The 17,254-nt window shown below is 68.4% G+C and carries 21 protein-coding genes, 1 tRNA gene and 1 other RNA gene; 11 read left to right on the top strand and 12 right to left on the bottom strand.

Annotation, left to right across the window (positions count from 1 at the left end):
* The first annotated feature begins 394 nt into the window (after positions 1-394).
* Genes KLK06_RS10255 through KLK06_RS10245 form a run of 3 tightly spaced genes read left to right on the top strand, consistent with a single transcriptional unit; the run spans position 395 to position 2,081 of the window.
* Positions 395-1,408: a hypothetical protein gene (locus tag KLK06_RS10255; RefSeq protein WP_214635114.1), complete on the top strand. Its 1,014-nt coding sequence runs from the start codon at positions 395-397 to the stop codon at positions 1,406-1,408.
* Positions 1,405-1,740, top strand: coding sequence for a hypothetical protein (locus KLK06_RS10250; RefSeq protein ID WP_214635113.1), 336 nt, complete (start codon positions 1,405-1,407; stop codon positions 1,738-1,740). Before KLK06_RS10255 ends, KLK06_RS10250 begins: the two co-directional genes overlap by 4 nt.
* Positions 1,737-2,081, top strand: a complete 345-nt coding sequence (locus KLK06_RS10245; protein WP_214635112.1) for a hypothetical protein — start codon at positions 1,737-1,739, stop codon at positions 2,079-2,081. The genes KLK06_RS10250 and KLK06_RS10245 overlap by 4 nt, the downstream gene beginning before the upstream one ends.
* 426 nt (positions 2,082-2,507) lie before the next feature.
* Here the strand turns inward: KLK06_RS10245 and KLK06_RS10240 are convergent, their stop codons facing one another.
* The gene (locus KLK06_RS10240) at positions 2,508-3,419 is read right to left on the bottom strand and encodes a neutral zinc metallopeptidase (RefSeq protein ID WP_214635111.1); all 912 of its coding nucleotides are present in this window, start codon (positions 3,417-3,419) and stop codon (positions 2,508-2,510) included.
* 154 nt (positions 3,420-3,573) lie between these two features.
* On the opposite strand from KLK06_RS10240, the gene KLK06_RS10235 reads away from it, so the two are divergent.
* Positions 3,574-4,203 (top strand): LysE family translocator, encoded by a 630-nt coding sequence (locus KLK06_RS10235; protein WP_250905168.1) that lies wholly within the window; start codon positions 3,574-3,576, stop codon positions 4,201-4,203.
* Between the two features lie 54 nt (positions 4,204-4,257).
* Here the strand turns inward: KLK06_RS10235 and KLK06_RS10230 are convergent, their stop codons facing one another.
* The 7 genes from KLK06_RS10230 to KLK06_RS10200 form a co-directional block, all read right to left on the bottom strand.
* Complete coding sequence (locus KLK06_RS10230) at positions 4,258-5,016, bottom strand: MauE/DoxX family redox-associated membrane protein (protein WP_214635109.1); 759 nt, start codon at positions 5,014-5,016, stop codon at positions 4,258-4,260.
* A gap of 9 nt (positions 5,017-5,025) precedes the next feature.
* Positions 5,026-5,625: a cell wall protein gene (locus tag KLK06_RS10225; RefSeq protein WP_214635108.1), complete on the bottom strand. Its 600-nt coding sequence runs from the start codon at positions 5,623-5,625 to the stop codon at positions 5,026-5,028.
* A gap of 10 nt (positions 5,626-5,635) precedes the next feature.
* Positions 5,636-6,085: a septal ring lytic transglycosylase RlpA family protein gene (locus KLK06_RS10220; RefSeq protein WP_214635107.1), complete on the bottom strand. Its 450-nt coding sequence runs from the start codon at positions 6,083-6,085 to the stop codon at positions 5,636-5,638.
* Positions 6,086-6,176: 91 nt separating this feature from the next.
* Positions 6,177-6,992 (bottom strand): hypothetical protein, encoded by an 816-nt coding sequence (locus tag KLK06_RS10215; protein WP_214635106.1) that lies wholly within the window; start codon positions 6,990-6,992, stop codon positions 6,177-6,179.
* A 52-nt stretch (positions 6,993-7,044) separates the two neighbouring features.
* Entirely contained in the window at positions 7,045-7,707 is a 663-nt protein-coding gene (locus KLK06_RS10210) for a hypothetical protein (protein ID WP_214635105.1), read from the bottom strand.
* A gap of 7 nt (positions 7,708-7,714) precedes the next feature.
* Positions 7,715-8,581, bottom strand: a complete 867-nt coding sequence (locus KLK06_RS10205) for a hypothetical protein (protein ID WP_214635104.1) — start codon at positions 8,579-8,581, stop codon at positions 7,715-7,717.
* A 2-nt stretch (positions 8,582-8,583) separates the two neighbouring features.
* Positions 8,584-8,895 carry a WXG100 family type VII secretion target gene (locus tag KLK06_RS10200; RefSeq protein ID WP_214635103.1) on the bottom strand — a complete coding sequence of 104 codons (312 nt, stop codon included), beginning with the start codon at positions 8,893-8,895 and terminating at the stop codon, positions 8,584-8,586.
* Positions 8,896-9,030: 135 nt separating this feature from the next.
* On the opposite strand from KLK06_RS10200, the gene KLK06_RS10195 reads away from it, so the two are divergent.
* Positions 9,031-9,429: a YbaB/EbfC family nucleoid-associated protein gene (locus tag KLK06_RS10195; RefSeq protein ID WP_214635102.1), complete on the top strand. Its 399-nt coding sequence runs from the start codon at positions 9,031-9,033 to the stop codon at positions 9,427-9,429.
* Positions 9,430-9,543: 114 nt separating this feature from the next.
* Here KLK06_RS10195 and KLK06_RS10190 read toward each other — a convergent pair whose 3' ends face one another.
* Positions 9,544-9,789, bottom strand: coding sequence for a DUF6289 family protein (locus tag KLK06_RS10190; protein WP_214635101.1), 246 nt, complete (start codon positions 9,787-9,789; stop codon positions 9,544-9,546).
* 75 nt (positions 9,790-9,864) lie between these two features.
* Positions 9,865-10,098: a DUF6289 family protein gene (locus KLK06_RS10185; protein ID WP_214635100.1), complete on the bottom strand. Its 234-nt coding sequence runs from the start codon at positions 10,096-10,098 to the stop codon at positions 9,865-9,867.
* Between the two features lie 382 nt (positions 10,099-10,480).
* Between KLK06_RS10185 and KLK06_RS10180 the strand changes: the two genes are divergently transcribed.
* Entirely contained in the window at positions 10,481-10,621 is a 141-nt protein-coding gene (locus tag KLK06_RS10180; protein WP_214635099.1) for a hypothetical protein, read from the top strand.
* A gap of 52 nt (positions 10,622-10,673) precedes the next feature.
* Here KLK06_RS10180 and KLK06_RS10175 read toward each other — a convergent pair.
* Positions 10,674-10,761 (bottom strand) — tRNA-Ser (locus KLK06_RS10175).
* 105 nt (positions 10,762-10,866) lie between these two features.
* Between KLK06_RS10175 and ffs the strand changes: the two genes are divergently transcribed.
* Both ffs and KLK06_RS10165 read left to right on the top strand, forming a co-directional pair.
* An RNA gene (ffs, locus tag KLK06_RS10170) (signal recognition particle sRNA small type) lies at positions 10,867-10,962 on the top strand.
* Between the two features lie 31 nt (positions 10,963-10,993).
* Positions 10,994-13,798, top strand: a complete 2,805-nt coding sequence (locus KLK06_RS10165) for a DNA polymerase III subunit gamma and tau (RefSeq protein ID WP_214635098.1) — start codon at positions 10,994-10,996, stop codon at positions 13,796-13,798.
* A gap of 242 nt (positions 13,799-14,040) precedes the next feature.
* Here KLK06_RS10165 and KLK06_RS10160 read toward each other — a convergent pair whose 3' ends face one another.
* Complete coding sequence (locus tag KLK06_RS10160; protein ID WP_214635097.1) at positions 14,041-15,225, bottom strand: helix-turn-helix domain-containing protein; 1,185 nt, start codon at positions 15,223-15,225, stop codon at positions 14,041-14,043.
* A gap of 528 nt (positions 15,226-15,753) precedes the next feature.
* Between KLK06_RS10160 and KLK06_RS10155 the strand changes: the two genes are divergently transcribed.
* From KLK06_RS10155 to KLK06_RS10145, 3 genes are read left to right on the top strand one after another with little or no spacing between them, the layout of a single operon-like run.
* A complete protein-coding gene (locus KLK06_RS10155) occupies positions 15,754-16,104 on the top strand; it encodes a YbaB/EbfC family nucleoid-associated protein (protein ID WP_214635096.1) in 351 nt (116 codons plus the stop codon).
* Between the two features lie 3 nt (positions 16,105-16,107).
* Positions 16,108-16,707, top strand: a complete 600-nt coding sequence (recR, locus tag KLK06_RS10150) for a recombination mediator RecR (RefSeq protein WP_214635095.1) — start codon at positions 16,108-16,110, stop codon at positions 16,705-16,707.
* Positions 16,700-17,230 (top strand): DUF5063 domain-containing protein, encoded by a 531-nt coding sequence (locus KLK06_RS10145; RefSeq protein ID WP_214635094.1) that lies wholly within the window; start codon positions 16,700-16,702, stop codon positions 17,228-17,230. The genes recR and KLK06_RS10145 overlap by 8 nt, the downstream gene beginning before the upstream one ends.
* Positions 17,231-17,254 lie beyond the last annotated feature (24 nt).

Raw genomic sequence — 17,254 nt, 5'->3', positions numbered from 1 at the left:
CGAAAGCCCCGCCTGATGGGACGCCAATCCCGGCGGGGCCACGACCTGTGTGGAGGTCGCGCGCTATGCGCAGCACTTTACCGTCATGGGCCCCTGTCAGGCGGGGGAACGGGATGACCGTAGCGGGACATGGGGAGCTGGTAGCCCAGCTCTATCGCGAGCGGTACGGCTCCCTCGAGACGCTCGAGCTCGAGCGGTACAAGCGGCTGCCGAGGCTCTCGGATCCGATCACGCCTGAGCAGGCATGGCGCAACCTCAAGCGGCTCCACGCCATTGCGCGCACGCTGCCGCCGTGCGCGGCGTGCTGGCCAAGACGACACTTCGTCGGCCCCTCTGCGGGCCGTCTCACATATCCCCCGGGGGCAAGCATGACCACAACAGCAAGGACGGACGAGTGACGCGCGGATCGACCCGGCATGCGGTCGGTCGCGGGGGCGACGTCGATTGGTTCGGGCAGGTCTATCACGAGGTGATCGCCGACGAGCGGCTCGACAAGAACGGCAAGGCTGCGTACGTCTGCCTCGCGCTGTGCGTCGACATCTACTCGAGGCGTGCCGAGGAACTCACCCGAGCCGAGATCGCGGCCGTGATGGGCCTGTCGGTCGACTCGTTCGACCGCGGGCTCAAGCAGCTCATCGCATGCGGGTACGTCGAGGTGATCCCGATGTTCAAGGCCGGCACCCGCTCGAGGGCCGCGAGCCGGTACGTGCTGTACGACACGAAGCTCTCGCGGATTCAGCGCGAACAGCGCATTCCGGACGCGGCTACGGAGCGCGAGCCTGTGGATAACTTTCCTCAAGTGGGTCGCCCCGAACCGTCTTCGGGCGGTAAAACGCCTGGTCAGGGTGGCCGCACACAGCGGCCACCTATTAACGGACAAAGTGGGGCCGTGGCCGCTGACAGCGGCAACCCTTACCGCACACAGCGGCCACCCTTGCCGCAGGGTGCGGCAGCTATTCCTTATAGAGAAGTTAGAGAAGAGAGAGAAACCCCCTCCCCCTCCCTCCCCGAGATATCCACAGGCGCCGCAGTGGCCGGCGTCTCGGGGGAGGGGGAGGATTCCGAGATCATTCGAGCCGTGGCCGAGGTCCTCGTGATTCGGCGCGACTGGAAAGCCTCAGAGGTGCGGGCCGCGCTGCTCGAGTGCAGTGACCGGCCGTGGCCTATCGTCCGGCGCGCGATGCTCGAGTGTGCGGCCGACGGCGCCACGATCGGCCCGGGCCGCCTCAAGACCCCGGGCCCGTGGTGGCCGCGAGCCCGGGCCGCTGTCGAGCAGGCCAACGCACCCGCCCCGCTCACCTGGTGCGGGCAGTGCAACCCGACCACCAGGCGCCGCGAGCACCCCGAGACTCGCGACGACCTCGGACGCTGCCCGGACTGTCACCCGTCAAGGAGGATTCCCGCATGAACGCGCGAACTGTGGTGCTCGTTGTCGGCGAGGTCGTGGCGGTGTTCCGCGACTGGCCTGGCCGGTGCGTAGTGCACAAGCCGCGGCGCCGACACGGCGCCGTCGACGATCGGTGCCGGCAGCGCATCTCGGCCGGCCTACCAGGGGCGCCTGAGCTCGTCGACGTCGACGGTGGCCGGATCCTCGCGATCCGCCTCGAGGGCGAGATCGGCGAGCGGCTGCTCGCGCAACGCTGCTTCCGGCATCCGGAGACCTGGCACCCGAGCGCGGCCGTGGTCGACTGGACCCCGTTCGACCCCGAGCGCGACGTCGACCTCGTGGAGGGGCCGTGAAGCCGAACGCCCGCGAGGTGACGCGCTGCGAGGACTGCAAGGCGCTGGTGTTCTTCGCCGTGACGAAGGGCGGCGAGCGGCAGTGCCTCGACGTCGAGCCGGATCCGCTCGGCACAGTGGCGGCGTACCGCGTGGACGTCCGCGTGTGGTGGTGCCGGACCATCACGGCCGCGGCCGAGGCCGACCAGGTCGCGCACCCGCTCGAAACGCGCTTTCGCGTGCATGCTGCGACGTGTCGGCGCCGGCCGCGGGCGAAGCAAGGCGAGATTCCGTTCGACGCCGCGGCGGCGAGCTTGACCGGGGCTGGGGGCGTCGTCGTGCCGTTCCGACGGCGTCGATAAAATGTTCGATGTCGAGGCTCGCCCGTGGGGAAGCGGTGCGGGCCTCGACGCATGTACTGCTGTACCTTGCCGGTGATTCTCGCGGGATCAGGCGGAATCGGGTTGCTGGGTGAAGTCCGATAGCGAGCCCTTGCGCACTCTGCGTAAGGGCTCGCTACGTTTCGCACATGCGACCTGACGACATCCCGACCGAGGTCATCCCCCGTATTCGAGTCCCCTGGACCGACGACCGGCCGACCGCTGTCCTACCGACGTTCGCAAGCGGGCTCACGCCGCCGGCGGGATTCTCTACCGACGAGCTCGCGGCCGGCCGACTCTGGTCGCCGCCGCGGCGTTGGTGGCGCCGGCCGATGTGCTGGGCTGTGCTTGGCCATCTCTGGTTCCCGGGCTCCGACGGGTGCCTTGAGTGCGGCAAGGTGGGTCGACCTAGATCGAGCCACTGAAGGTGTCGCACTGCTCCGGATCGCCGCTCTTGTAGCCGGTGCTGAACCACTTCACGCGCTGGGCCGAGGTGCCGTGCGTGAACGAATCGGGATCAATGCGCCCTTGGGTGTGCTTCTGGATGTTGTCGTCGCCGACGATCGCGGCGGCGTCGAGGGCCGCGGCGATGTCCTTGTTGGTGAACTGCTGCTCAAAGAAGCCGGTCTTGTAGGCGTTATGCGTCCATACCCCCGCATAGCAGTCAGCCTGCAACTCCAGACGGACGGATCCGCTCTCGGCGCCGGCGCCCTGGCCGACCTTGGCCATAGTCCCTAGCTCGTCTTGTACGTGATGTCCGTACTCGTGTGCGATCACGTACGCCTGCGCGAGGGGACTAGTCACTGACGGTGAGCTATGTACATCCGTGCCAGAGGGGCCGCCTTTGGCGCCGAACTGGCTCTGCAACTGGTTGAAGAAGCTCAGATCGAGGTAGACGCGCTGGTCACCGGGGCAATAGAAGGGGCCGACCGCTGAGCTGGCCGCGCCGCAGGGGGTACGCAGGCTGCCGGAGTACAGGACCGTCTTCGCCGGGCGATAGTCGGAAATCTGCGTCTTCCAGTAGTCCTGGATGCTGTTGACCACACCTACGACCCGGCACTTCTCCGACTGGTCGGCGTCCTTGCCGGTCCGGCACTGCTGCGACAGATTCGAGGACGGCTGCTGCTGAGCGGGCTGGCTGTCGCCGCCGCTCAGGTTGTTCAGGACGAAGACCACGACGAGCACGATCAGGCTGACGATCCCGCCACCGCCGATGACCACGCCGCCCGGGAACCCGCCCCCGCCACCGCCACCGCCGCCACTGCCGCCAACGTCCTCCACCTGTGAGGCGTCGAGGTTGGCGTCGTCCCTGAAGTCCATCGCTGAGGTCCCTTCTCGGGTGCTGCTCGGATGACAGCTTCCCGAAAGGGGCCCTTAGATGCCACCGGTGAACCTGCCGCGTCGCCTGTTGCACGAAGAGTAATCATGTATGTACGGAGAGAATGTCCGCTAATGTGCCCATATGACGGGTGGAATGCTGGGAATCGCACTGGTGTCACTGGGGATGGTCCTCACCCCTGGGCCGAACATGATCTATCTGGTGTCACGCTCCATCACCCAGGGCCGCCGGGCCGGCCTGATCTCCCTCATCGGGGTGGCGCTCGGCTTCACCGTCTATCTGACGGCCACCTGCCTGGGCCTGACGGCGATCTTCGCATACGTGCCGGCCGCCTACACCGTGCTCAAGCTCGCCGGCGCCGCCTACCTGCTCTGGCTGGCCTGGAACGCCGTCAGGCCCGGCGGCACCTCCGCCTTCGAGCCGCGCGAGCTGGAGATCGAGCCGCCGCGCAAACTCTTCGCCATGGGCCTGTTCACCTGCCTGCTGAACCCGAAGATCGCGATCCTGTACCTCTCGCTGCTGCCGCAGTTCATCGACCCCGCCATGGGGCACGTGCTGCTGCAGAGCCTCGCGCTCGGCTCGGTCCAGATCTTCATCGGAACCCTGGTCAACGCCCTGATCGCCGTGTCGGCGGGCGCTCTGGCGGCCTTCCTGGCCCAACGCCCGCTCTGGCTGCGGATCCAGCGCTACTTCATGGGCACCGTGCTCGCCGGCATCGCCGTCCACCTGGTCGCCGATCGCTCCAAGGCCCTCGTACCGGCTTGAGCGCGGCGTCGCCCAAGGCGCGCTCGATCGGCTCGGTCCGGCCAGGCGCTCTGATCAGGTGAGTGCGACGCGGACGGCCGAGGGGTCGACTCCGGACAGGGGGATGGCGAAGACGGCCGTCCGCTCGCGCGCCCCGTACACCACGAACCGGAGGTCGTCCTCGTCCCACACGTCCTGGACGTCCGAGGTGAGCTGCGCGGACGCCGAGCAGTAGGCGGGGCTGCGGTAGAGCAGGTGCAGCGAGACCTCCAGCGGGATCTCCTCCGGCGAGCGTACGGCGAGCGGCCGGCGGATCCGGACGAGCAGTTGGCGCAGCGGGCGCAGCCAGTAGCGGTCCAGCTCCGCCGACAGGCCGAGCAGGGCGACGACCTCCACCAGACCCAGCGCCACGAGCGGGGGATCCAGCGGGTACGGCCGGGCCCAGATCGCCGCGATACCCGCGACGCACAGCAGCCCCGCGCGGGCGAAGGCGCGCCAGTTCACGGGATGGGAGTGCGCGCCCAGGCAGCCGCATGACGAGGTGGGCGCGGTCGCGTACGAATAGGTGAGATAGGCGAGGAAGCCCGTGCAGAGCACGGCGGCGGCCGCGCCCTCCTCAGGGGAGACCGGAGGCAGCAGCAGTGCGGCCGCCACCGCGAGCTCCACCACCCCGACGAGCCGGAGCGTGGGGATCGCGCGCGCCGAGCCGACCAGCCGGGCCAGTGCGGTCCGTCCGGCTTCCGCCCGCATTCGACGACTGAACAGTTTCATCAGGGCCGCCCAGACGAGGAAGAGGGCGATCACGTACGGCTGAAGCGCGGCGATCCCTTGCATCTGTCGCTCCTAGTGGGGGGAGAAGACGGTGGCGATGTCGACCTCGTTCGTGTCCGGCCGCCACGCGCCCAGGATCTGCACGTGCTGGCTCACCCGCAGCATCGAGAGGTCCGAGGACGGCGGTGACTCGGAATGGATGGCGACCGACTTGCCGGGCACGACGTGGCAGAGGACCTCTTGACCGTTGTGGTCGAGGTGGAGCTTGTCGCTGGTGATGTTCTTGATGTGGCCTTTGATGTTGACGATGTTGAGCCATACCGCCTCGGCGGCGAGCACTCCGTCGGGCATCCGCACGCCTCGGGCGTACAGGCCGTCACCTGGCTTGGCCTGGTCGAAGGGGATCGGTCCGAGCTTCCAGAGGCTCGTGCCGTCCACGACCCTGATGTTGTGGAAGACCATGTTCGAGCCCAGGACGAGGAGCGTGTTGTCCTTGATCGAGCGGATCCGGCCCTCGGCGAAGTTGGGGTCGGGAGCGCCGGGCTCGACCTCCTGCGCCTTGGCCGAGGCGAACGCCGCCTCGGGGCCGAGCGAACCCAGCGCGGTCGCGGCGACCACGCCGGCGCCACCGCCGAGCAGGGCGGACTTGAGCATTTGCCGTCTGCTGGTCATCGTCAGCTCCCTAGGGCGTCGAGATCTCGCACGGTCGCAGGCCGGTGGAGAGGCTGGCGATCTTGCTGTAGGCGGCCGGGGTGAGGTCGATGATGCGGTCGCCGGCGCAGGTCGCGCCGCAACAGCTCTTCTCACCGCAGAACAGGTCCGTCTGCGGACCGCAGTCGGCGATGGCGGTGACGACGCTGGAACCGCTGCACAGTCCCGTGATCTTGTGCTGGAACCCGCAGGTCCGCCGGGAGAGGTTGAAGCCGCAGGTGTCGGGGTGGGTGATCGCCCAACAGGCGTCGGAGGTGTTGGGCCAGGCGTGCTGGAGGCTTCCCGAGTTGCAGGTGCCACAGGCTCCCTTGCCGGTGGTGCTGCAGGGTCCCCAGGCTGTGCCGCAGCAGAACCAGGAGACCTCTCCTTGGACGGCGGCGAGTAAGTCGATGGGTGGGTCAGTGGGCTGGCTGCGCGCCATGCGCGTCCTCCTTGGGGTTGGCTCTGGACGTCCCCCGATGAGGTGGTGAAACTTTCCAACTTGATCCATCAAAACATGTAAGAAATTTTCGTCAATGCCCAAATGTGTCGGGTATCGAAGGAAGGGCCATGAGACGGGGCTGCGCGTGGACGCGGCGCTCGGCGGGAAAGAGCTGGTAGATCGCCTCACGGACGACTTCCTGGCGAACGCGGGTGATGAAGTCTTCGGGGTTGGTCCCGCACAGGCGACGGAGCTCTTCCGATTCGTCGAGCAGGCTCTGGATGAGCATCGTCTGGTCGGTCAGGCCGCGGGCCCGGCCGGTGGCGTCCACCAGGCAGCCGTGCCGGCCGACGTAGACGAAGCACGACGGCAGCCGTACGCCGGATTCCAGGGTCACCGGGTGGCGCTCGGTCGGCAGGACGCGACGCCAGTAGTTGGGCTCGGTGCGGTCCAGCGTCGCCAGCTGCTGGTCGTCGAGCCAGAGGACGAACAGCCGCGAGGTCTCGCCGGGGGCCTCCACCGGTACGGCGGGCATGTAGCCCCGCTTGTTCACGTGCGCGGAGACGCCGGCGATGATGCCGTCCACGTCGGCGAGCGTCATCGGGACGATCGGCCGGGTCGAGTGGCCGAGGAACTTGCGGCGTAGCTGGCTGGGGGCGGCGTTGGATCCCACGGCCACGATGGGACGGCGGGCCGGCATCGGCGAGCAGCCGAGGCGGGCCAGGAGCTGGTCCAGCGTCTCGTCGCCCACCTGCCACTCATCCGCCGGCCTTCCCGCGACGGGGTGTAAGGGCAGGTAGGCGTTGTCGACCACCACCCCGGAGGTACGGGGCAGGCGGCCCGGATAGGTGAGCGGCCGGGCCATCGGATCGTCGTGGAAGAGGTCGGGGGTCTCCGCGCCGGTCATGGCGGTCCTGGTCGTTGGGGGTGACTAAGAAACGCTACCCCTGGTCACCGCCTCAGCGTGACGACCTCAGTCGCTCCAGGGCGAACGAGCGGATCTCCTCGGTCTCCGTGTCGGCGGCGCGCTCCAGGAGCGCCGGGTCCTTTCCGGAGAGACGAGCCGCCGCCGCGGCGGCGAACAGGCGCGTGGTCAGGTCGTCGGCGTCGAGCCGCTCGATGATTTCGCGGGGGTTCGCCTGCTCGGTTTCCTGGTGGATCAGCCACTCCGTCAGAGTTCTGATGTGGCCGGCCGGAAGGTGTGGCACTCCTGCCGCCAATTGATCGGTCGTGGCGGCGGCCAGGAAGCGGAGCACTTTCCAGCGCACGGCGGGTTCAGGGTCCTGGCTCAAGTTCAGGGTTCGCGCGATCACCGGTCCGTCGGCGGCGTTCGTCAGCACGACTTCGACGGCGAAGAATCTCACGTACAGCAGTGGGTGGCCGAGGAGCGCCGGGATTTCCGTCATCAGGGGAGCGGCGCGCTCTCCCAGCTCCGAGAGCAGCCAGGCTCCCGTCTTCACGGACGCGGCGTCGTTGCTGTGAATGAGCCTGCCGAGATTCTCGACGGGATAGCCCGCGTACAGCTCGTCCAGCAGGTCATTGGCCGCGGGGCCGACGACGGCGTCGTCGCCGGGGTGCGTACGAATGCGGTCGATCAGGTCGTCCCCTGGCCGCGTATCCATGGATCCCTTACCAATCATTCAGATCGTTTTTGAGCTTTTCCAGGGCTTCGCGTTCTCGGCGCATTCTTTCCTGGTGGCCGGCGTCAGAGAATCCGAGCCATGCTTCTTCTTCCTCTCTTGCCTTGACGCTGTCCTCCAGGTCTTTTTTTACCCTCCGCTTCTCTTTTTCCGTCATCCCGGCTGTGTCGTCGGGCACGTTGCCATGAAATTTTCCGGTGTTGTCCTTCTTGCCCCAATTTATGTTCGTGCGCAGGCCGCGATCCCCGTGCAAGGCGGTCCCGCCCTCGTACGGGCTCAACCGGCCGCCCGGCCCGGCCAGCGCGGGATTGCCGAGGCCGCCTCGCGGGCCGGCCACCTTTTCGCCGAGTTCCTCGAATCGCCGGGTGATGCGTTCGACCGCGGGGGTGAGACGGGTGGCGACGCCTCGCTCGAAGGTGTGCTTGATCCGCTGGATCGCCGCGCGGGAGAAGGCCATCCTGCTCGCCGCCAGGCCCGCTCCCGCCGCGCCCGCTCCCAGGGTCAGTTTCAGGACGCTCGCGAGATCCACGAGCTGCGTGATCTCCGCGAGCCGGGCGGCCGAGGCCACCGAGGCGAACCCGTTCGCCACCGGTGGCAGGACGTTCATCGCGGCGGCGGTCTGGTGCAGGCCGCCGCCGTTGCGCTGCCAGTTCTCCGCCAGCGCCGTCGCCGATTGTCCTTGGTAGCCGTCGGTCGCCCGCTCCAGGGTGGAGTCGGCGCTCTCGGCCAGTGTGGTCAGGTTCGGGACGGTGTCGCGCACGACTCTCGCGTCCGTCACCACCTTGTCGGGATCGACGTCGAGGACGTTGACGCCGATCATCTGGGCCAGTTCGTCGATGAGGGGCGGCGTGTCCATACCTATGCCGTGGTCCCTGGCGTCGGGATGACGCTCGCGGCGTCGGCGTTCCTTATTGTGGCGGCCGTGTCCCCCAAGCCGGTCCCCGTGGTGTCGAGCACGGCGCCATGGACGGACAGCGTGCGTACCCCGGTCTGGACGCATTCCGCGAACGCCATGACGAACGGCGCGATCAGCCCGTCGCTGCCCCACGAGCCGCCGAGCCCCAGCTGTTCCAGATGCCGGGGCACCGACTGGTACTCCTCGGCATGCCGCCCCATCTGCCCGGATCCGGCTTCCAGCGAGTCAGGATCTGCCTCGAATCTCCCGTACATTCCCGGCACGCTAGGCAGTGACCGACAGCTTGGCGGACATTTCGAGGAACTTGTAAATGCTCGCTCTCGCCGAGCCACGGCTGGAAGGCTTCCCGCACCAGACGTGATTGTGGGGGCCGCGTGCGACCGTCGTCCATGCAGGAAGACCGTGAATACCTGGACCACCTGCTGCCGCGGGCGGAGGACGCGATCCGTGGCCTGCGTGACGCCCATGCCCGGCTCGGGCGGATCACCGGTGCGGGCGAGGGGGCCGAAGGGCTGGTCCGTGCGGTGGCCGATGGGCGAGGGAGAGTACGGGAACTCGTTCTCGCGCCGCGTAGCAAGCGACTGGACGCCGAGGCTCTCGCCCGGGAAGTCGGCGAGGCGATCCTGACCGCTCAGCAAGATGCCGAACGCCAGGCCCGGGCGATCATGGACGAGGTCGACGCGAAGCTCGCGGCGCTGCCCAAGGCGCTCGACGCGGAGTTCGTGCAGGAACGGATCGAGCAGGTGTCCCGCGAGATCGACGTCGCGATGTCAGGTGAGCTCGGGTGAGCGGATGACGTTCGCATACCAGCGGGTGGCCGTCTCTGGCGTCTGTGGTGTGGCGGGGCGGGACCCGCGATCCGGCGGGGGGCGCCGGTGCGCCACCCCGCCGGATGCCTTCGCTCAGCCGCAGGAGCTCGTGGACCAGTTGCTGTAGCCGGTGGTGATGCCCCAGGTCGAGACCTCACCGCTGCAGAATTCTGTCTTGGCGCCGACCAAGTTGGTGCGCGCGGAATCGGAGTAGTACGTGGTGTTGCACATGTAGCCGGCCTGGCAGCGGAAACCCTGTGTGCCGGCCTGCGCGGTGGCCGGTACGACGGCGAGCGCGACGGCGGCCAGGGCCGCGACGCTCAGTGCGCGACGGATCATGAACGGTCCTTCCTAAGCACGAAGACGGCGTGGAGCTTCAGCAGATCGATCGGAATGAACTGCCCGGCGTCCGGCTCAGCAGGGGCTTCGGTAGATGTCCACATAGGAGCTGCGCGTGCCCCAGACGTACACCAAGCCGCCGCAGTCCTCCTCTCTCGACCCGACCACGGTGGTGTGGGCGGCGTCGGAGAAGTACGTGGTGACGCAGAAGTAGTCGATCGAGCAGGCTTTGGCCTGCGCTGGGGCGGTGGGGAGGGCGACGAGGGCAACGGCGGCCACGGCTGCGGCGACCAGTGCGCGACGGATCATTAATCGTCCTTCCTGAGCACGAACGGCGTGGGATTCACCCTCCTGGCAGGCGGCGACCCAGCCCATGATCGAAATGATCTGTCCCGTTCGAAGGAAACGCAATACTTACTAACATGTATGACGATCTGTAGAACGACTGGTGCATTCGCGTTCCGCGTTATGGCTTGTGGTTATTATCGGACCATTGGTGATGCGTATCGATGTGATCGCCTGGCGTTATGTCCGCTGTTCGTGGCAGCCGTACCTGCGCTGTCCCGATAATTCGGACGCACCTCAAGCCGGGTTTTGATCTACGGATTTGGTAAGGTCGCTGGCCGATCGTCGCGCTCGGAAACACTTTCCGGAGATATGCGGCAGTGATACAGGGGTTGCATAGGTCTTCATGCCGAAATTCACGACGCTATGCGTGTCGGAAATCTCGCTCGTGGAGCTGTTCGTGGCCGGCCGGACGCTCGGTAGCTGCGTCATGCTCTGGCTCCCTGCCGGGATCGCGCAGATCAAGCGGGGGTCTGGCGTCGGCTGAGACCCGAACGCCAGAAGGGGTGTGCCGTGATCACGGCACACCCCTTCTGGACTGGCGGAGGATAGGAGATTTGAACTCCTGAAGGGTTGCCCCTTACACGCTTTCCAAGCGTGCGCCCTCGGCCACTAGGCGAATCCTCCGCCGGTTAGCTTACCGGACTCCGGCGCGTGCCGAGACCACGATTTACGTGTGGCGAGGCCTCGGTTTAGCTGCAGCGAGCACTGCCGGATGTGGCTAGACTGTCCAAGGACCCCTCGCGCGGCGTCATCCTGTGAACCTCCCCAGGGCCGGAAGGCAGCAAGGATAAGCGGGCTCTGGCGGGTGTGCGGGGGGTCTCTTCGTTGAGAACCCCCTCGCAGGCGGGATGGTCGCATGAGCCTTGCGCTTTATCGCAGGTACCGACCTGGGACCTTCGCTGAGGTCAAGGGTCAGGAGCACGTCACAGATCCGCTCCGACAGGCACTGCGTACGGGCCGTATCAACCACGCCTACCTCTTCAGCGGACCGCGCGGCTGCGGAAAGACATCCAGCGCCCGCATCCTGGCGCGTTCGCTCAACTGCGAGAAGGGGCCGACCCCGGATCCGTGCGGCGTCTGCGAGTCGTGTGTCGCGCTCGCCCCCACTGGCCCGGGCCACCTCGACGTCATCGAGATCGACGCCGCCTCCCACGGTGGTGTGGACGACGCGCGTGACCTGCGCGAACGAGCCTTCTTCGCGCCCGTCTCCGCGCGCTACAAGATCTACATCATCGACGAGGCGCACATGGTGACCCGAGAGGGTTTCAACGCGCTGCTCAAGCTCGTCGAGGAGCCTCCGCCGCACCTGAAGTTCATTTTCGCGACTACCGAGCCGGAAAAGGTCATCGGCACCATCAAGTCGCGTACCCACCACTATCCGTTCCGGCTGATGCCGCCCGCGACGCTGCGTGCGCTGCTCGAAGAGATTCTCCTCGCGGAGAACGTGCCGTTCGAGCCGACCGCTCTTCCACTCGTCGTACGCGCCGGCGCCGGATCCGCGCGTGACTCGCTGTCCATCCTGGATCAGTTGCTCGCGGGGGCGGAGGAAGACGGCATCACCTACGCCAAGGCCGTCTCGCTGCTCGGCTACACCGATGGCGACCTGCTCGACGAGGTCGTCCACGCGTTCGCCACCCGTGACGGGGCACAGGTCTTCCACACCGTCAACCGGGTGATCGAGGGTGGCCACGATCCCCGGCGGTTCGCCGCCGACCTGCTCGAACGCTTCCGCGACCTGGTGATCCTGGCGAACGTCCCCGAGGCGGCCACCAGCGGTCTGCTCGACCGCCCGGCCGACGAGCTGGATCGCCTTGTCCAGCAGGCAGGCTCGATGGGGCCGGCCGAGCTCACGCGGGCCGCCGAGATCTTCAACACCGGCCTCACCGAGATGCGCGGCGCGACCTCGCCGCGGCTCCTGCTCGAGTTGATGTGCGCCCGCGTCCTGCTGCCCGGCGCCTCGCAGGGTGAGGACGCCCTGCTCGCCCGCCTCGAACGTCTTGAACGCGGCGGTGCTGTCGCACAGATGGCCGCCCGAGCCGTGGGTACGGCCCGTGACTCCGGTCCGCCGGTGGCGCCCATGCCGCAACCGGGGGCAGCGTCCGCGCAGGGTGGTGCTTCTCACGTGGCCGGGGGGTCCTACGCGGCTGGCGCTGCGCAGGCTGGTGGTGCTGGGCATTCCGGTAGTGCCGGGTACGCGAGTGGCGGACCGCAGGCGGGGAGTGCTGCGTACGCCGGTGGTGCTGCGACTCCCGGAAGTGCTGCGCATGCCGGTGGCCCGCAGGTCGGGGCGGGCGTGCACGCCGACGGTTCGGCGGCGGATGGTTCGGCCGATGGTGCTTCCACGAGTGCGGGTTCCCAGGCGGGCGGTGCCGACGACTGGCCGGAGCCGGCACGTCCCGGTCGGCCAGCGCAGTCAGCCGCCGGGTCTCAGGGCGCGGCGTCGCATGGAGTCGAGTCCCAGGCGCTGTCGTCGCATGCCGCATCGTCGCAGGGACAGTCCTCTCAGGGGCAGTCGTCCCCAGGCCAGTCGTCCCACGGTCAGGGGTCCCACGGTCAGGGGTCCTATGGGCAGGGGGCCCAGGCTCAAGGCTCGTCGGCTCAAGCGGGTGCGGCTCATGGTGGCGGTGGGGTCGCAGCGGGTGGTGCTGGGGCGGTTCAGCAGCAGTGGCCCGCTGTGCTGGCCGCGCTCAAGCAGCGCAGCATTGTCGTCTGGGCCAACGTGAGCACCAACGCCCAGGTGGTCGGCATCGAGGGCAATCTGGTCACGCTCGGCTTCGGCCAGGTCGGCGCGATGAAGAACTTCACCGGTGGCGGCAAGGACGCCGTGGTGGCCAGTGCGCTGGGCGACGTGTTCGGCGGCACCTGGCGGGTCGAGGCGGTCGTGGGCGGTTCCCCGGTCCCTCAGGGCTCCGGCGGCCCGCGGCCGGGCTCTCACCCGGGTCCTCAGCCGGGCTCTCACTCGGGTCCTCAGTCCGGTCCTCAGCCGGGCTCTCACTCGGGTCCTCAGTCCGGTCCCCAGCCAGGGTCTCACTCGGGTCCTCAGCCGGGCTCGCACGCAGGCCAGCAGGATCCGTCGAGTGCTTCCCGGTACAACCAGGCAGGCTCCGGCGCGGCCCCGCAGAGCACCGCCCAGGGCGGGCAGCCCTCGTCGGGGCACGGCCGTACTCGTTCGCATGGCTCGTCGGACGACGATTCCGGCTCCCAGGAGGCTAGCCAACCCCCCGGACCTGCCGACCACGCGGCCCAGGGCGGTGGCCGGCCGACGACGGACGAGTCCTGGCCGGACGCCCCTGACGACCCGAGCCCCGGCTCACCGCCCACCCCGGACCCCACTCAATCGACTTCCGGTGTCCGGCCCCAGGGGCGTCCCGGCTCGGGCGCGCCCGGAGGAACCCCTCCGGCTGGGGGTGCCGGGTCAGGTCTGGCCGCCGCGAGGTCGGCCGCGAAGGCAGCCGCCCAAGCGGGTCCCAGAGCCCCCGCGCCCCGTCAGGGAGGCTCCACCGCCTGGCCGGACGCGGTCCCGGAACGTCGGAAGGGCCCGGAGGCCGACGAGGTCGACCCGCTGAACGACGCCGACGCGGACGTAAACGAACTGTCCGGCATGGCACTCCTCCAGAGCCAGCTCGGCGCCCAGGTGATCGGCGAAATCGACCACAACTGACCACACCGACCACACCGGGTAGGCCGCACCGATTCAGGGGGTGCCTACCGCGTCGGGTCGTGCGAAGAGCTGGCGGGCGAGTGTCTTCCCGCGCTGGGCAGTGCGAGGAGCGGAGGGCGGGAGTGTCCCTGCGCCAGGCCGTGCGGGAGCGTCACCGTACTTGGGCGGGTGAGGAGCCGACGGAGGTGTGTCTCCCGTGCTTGAGCGTGTGGAGAGGTGTTGGGGGAGTCGGCTGGAGGGTGTCAGGCGCGGAGGCGGGCGCGGGCGGCGGCGGCGCGGTGGTCGGTGGCGGGGAGGGTGGTGGCGAGGCGCTGGAGGACCTCGAGGTCTTCTCGGCCCCCGGACGTCTGCGCGTACGCCCACAGATCGTCGGGTGAGCCGCGCAGCAGGAGGCACGTGCGTACCTGGACCTCAAGTTCGTCCCGTTCGCGGCGGATTTCGGGGGATTCCGAGCGGGGGAGCAGGGGGCCTGTGTAGGCGCGTGCCAGTGACGCGGGGTCCGAGCTTGCCAGGAGGTGTCGGAGTTCCAGGAAGTCGGCCTCGATGGGGGCGGTCAGACGGTACGGGCGGGCGCCGATCGTGTTGCCGAGTTCGGCGCGGAGGCGGTGGATCTCGACCCGGATCGTCCCGGGATTGCCGTCGTCGCCGTACAGGTGGAAAGAGAGTTGTTCGGCGGTGAGGCCGCTGGGGTGGAGTGCCAGGAGGGCGAGGATCTCCGTGTGCCGGAGGGAGAGGGGCAGGTGGCGCTCGCCCACCAGGGCCGTCGGCGATCCGGAGCCGAGGAAGCCGTGGAGGCGGAGGCGGGCGGGAGCGGATGGCGGGGGTGCGGCGCGCAGGAGGTAGCCGTCGGAGAAGGGTTCTAGGAGGACGAATCGGCCGTCGCGGAGGATCATGCGCTCGCCGGGGGCGGGCAGCGGGACCCGTTCGCCGAGCGTGCCCAGCGGGTCTCCGGAGATGACGCGGCCCGTCGGCGAGAGCAGGATGCCGGGGCGGCCGCCCAGCGCCTCGTAGCGGCGGCGCAGGCGCTCGTCGCGTTCGTGCATGCGCAGCGCGAGCTGGGTCTCGGCGAGCTTGGCGGTGGCGCAGACCAGCGCGACCGTGGCCGGATGGGGAGAGCGCGCCGTATCAGTGATGTCGACGCAGCCGAGCACCTGGTCGGTGTCGGGGTCGATGATCGGGGCGGCGCTGCGCGACTGGACGTGCAGCATGCGCATGAGCTGTTCTTCCGAGTAGACCCGCACCGGCGGGCGGGTCGCCGGTGCGGTGGTCATGCCGCCGTTGGTGTCGGCGAGGCCGGCCCGGTCGGGGACGCGTGTCGCGTCAGGGTTGCCGTCACGCCCCAGGACCCTGCCCTCGGCGTCCGTCACGACCACGACATGGGCGGATTCGTCGGCTATGTGGGCGAGTAAGGGGAGCAGCGGCTGCAACGGATGTGGCTCGGGTGCGTCGGGGCTGTCCGTGACGTCGCGGGGGAGGAGGGTGGTTTCCGGCTCGATCCCCGCGCCTGTGAACCCCCGCCTGGAGGCAGAGGGCAGTCCGCGTGCTTCCCCGGGCGCGGCCTCTCCCGTAACCGCCGCTTCGTGCACCCCGCAAGACCGGCGGGAGTACGCGTCTAGATGTGTGCAACGCATCGGACACCCCAAGTAGTCAATTACTTACGGTGAGCATCCGCTTCGCGGTTGTCGGGCGCAACCGGTTCGGTGGGATTGCAAAGGGGGATTGCAAAGGGTGATTGAATGAACGCAACGTGTGTGCAACGTTGTCGCGGCTAGCGTGCGGCAACGCGTCGGCGTGGTGCGGCCGCTCCGGCCGGCGTGTTGGCCGGGTCTCGGACACTGGAGGGGGGCCGGGATCCGGCCAAGGCGAAACACGGGCATCCCTCCAGTACATGACGAGGCCCAAACACCGTAGGCTCGTGGCAGTCAAGAACGCGGAGCCACGAGGAGCGCACGACGGTGAACCCAGGGGATGTCAACCTGCAGCAGCTGCTGGAGCAGGCACAGCTCATGCAGCAGCAGCTTGTGAGCGCCCAGCAGGAGCTCAACGACGCGCAGATCGAGGGCTCGGCCGGCGGCGGCATGGTCACGGCCGTTGTCAACGGCTCGGGAGAGCTGCTCGAACTGAAGATCGACCCAAGCGTGATCGACGCCGACGACCCGCAGGACACGGCCGACACGATCGCCGACCTGGTGATCGCCGCGGTACGCGACGCGGTGCGCGCGGCGGCCGACCTGCAGCAGGAGAAACTGGGCCCGCTGGCCCAGGGGCTCGGCGGCGGCGGTCTCGGACAGTTGCCAGGGTTCTAGGCCATGTACGAAGGGGTCGTCCAGAACCTGATCGATGAGCTCGGCATGCTGCCCGGCGTCGGTCCCAAGAGCGCGCAGCGGATCGCGTTCCACCTGCTGGCGGCCGACCCGGCCGATGTGAAGCGGCTGGCCCACGCGCTGCTTGAGGTCAAGGAGAAGGTCAGGTTCTGCCGGGTGTGCGGCAACGTGGCCGCCGAGGAGGAGTGCCGCATCTGCCGCGACCCGCGCCGGGACACTCATGTGATCTGCGTGGTCGAGGAGTCCAAGGACGTCGTCGCGATCGAGAAGACGCGCGAGTTCCGCGGGACCTATCACGTGCTCGGCGGCGCGATCAGCCCGATCGACGGCATCGGCCCCGACGATCTGCGCATCCGTGACCTCATGACGCGCCTGGCCGACGGCCGGGTCACGGAGCTCATCATCGCCACGGACCCCAATCTCGAAGGGGAGGCGACGGCTACCTACCTTGCCCGTCTGGTCAAGCCGATGGGTCTGAAAGTGACACGACTGGCCAGCGGTCTGCCTGTGGGCGGTGACCTCGAGTACGCCGACGAGGTGACCTTGGGCCGCGCATTCGAAGGACGGAGGCTGCTGGATGTCTGACCAGTGGAGCGCGCTGGCGGAGGAGATAGCCGGCCACGCGCAGAACTATTTGGACGGCCTGACCAGGGTCGCCAGCGGCGAGGGCGGTGACGCCATGTGGTCGCTGTTGCTGGTCGAGGTGGCGCAGGTGAGCCTCGCGGGCGCCAAGCTCGGCGCCAACGAGGATGTGATCCTCTCGGGCAACTACGAACCGCCGCTGAGCGCGGATCCCGACATCGACGGCGTGCGCACCGCGTTGTCGGAGTTGCTGGAGGCGGTCGACGACTATGCCGAGGTGTTCGACCCGTACAAGGACACGGGCGTCACGCCGTACCGGCTCTCCGACGACCTGACGGCGGTGGCGGCCGACCTCATCCACGGTCTGCGCCACTTCCAGGCGGGGCGGCCGCACGAGGCGTTGTGGTGGTGGCAATACTCCTACTTCAACACTTGGGGCAACCACGCGGGCGCGGCCATGCGCGCACTTCAGGCATTGGCGGCCCACTCGCGGCTCGACGTGGCGGAGGAAACCACGACGGTGTGATCGTCCACATAGTGGTATGAACCA

The sequence above is a fragment of the Nonomuraea sp. NEAU-A123 genome (assembly GCF_018603905.1).
Lineage (GTDB): Bacteria > Actinomycetota > Actinomycetes > Streptosporangiales > Streptosporangiaceae > Nonomuraea.
This window is presented reverse-complemented; position numbering and strand designations above follow the sequence as displayed.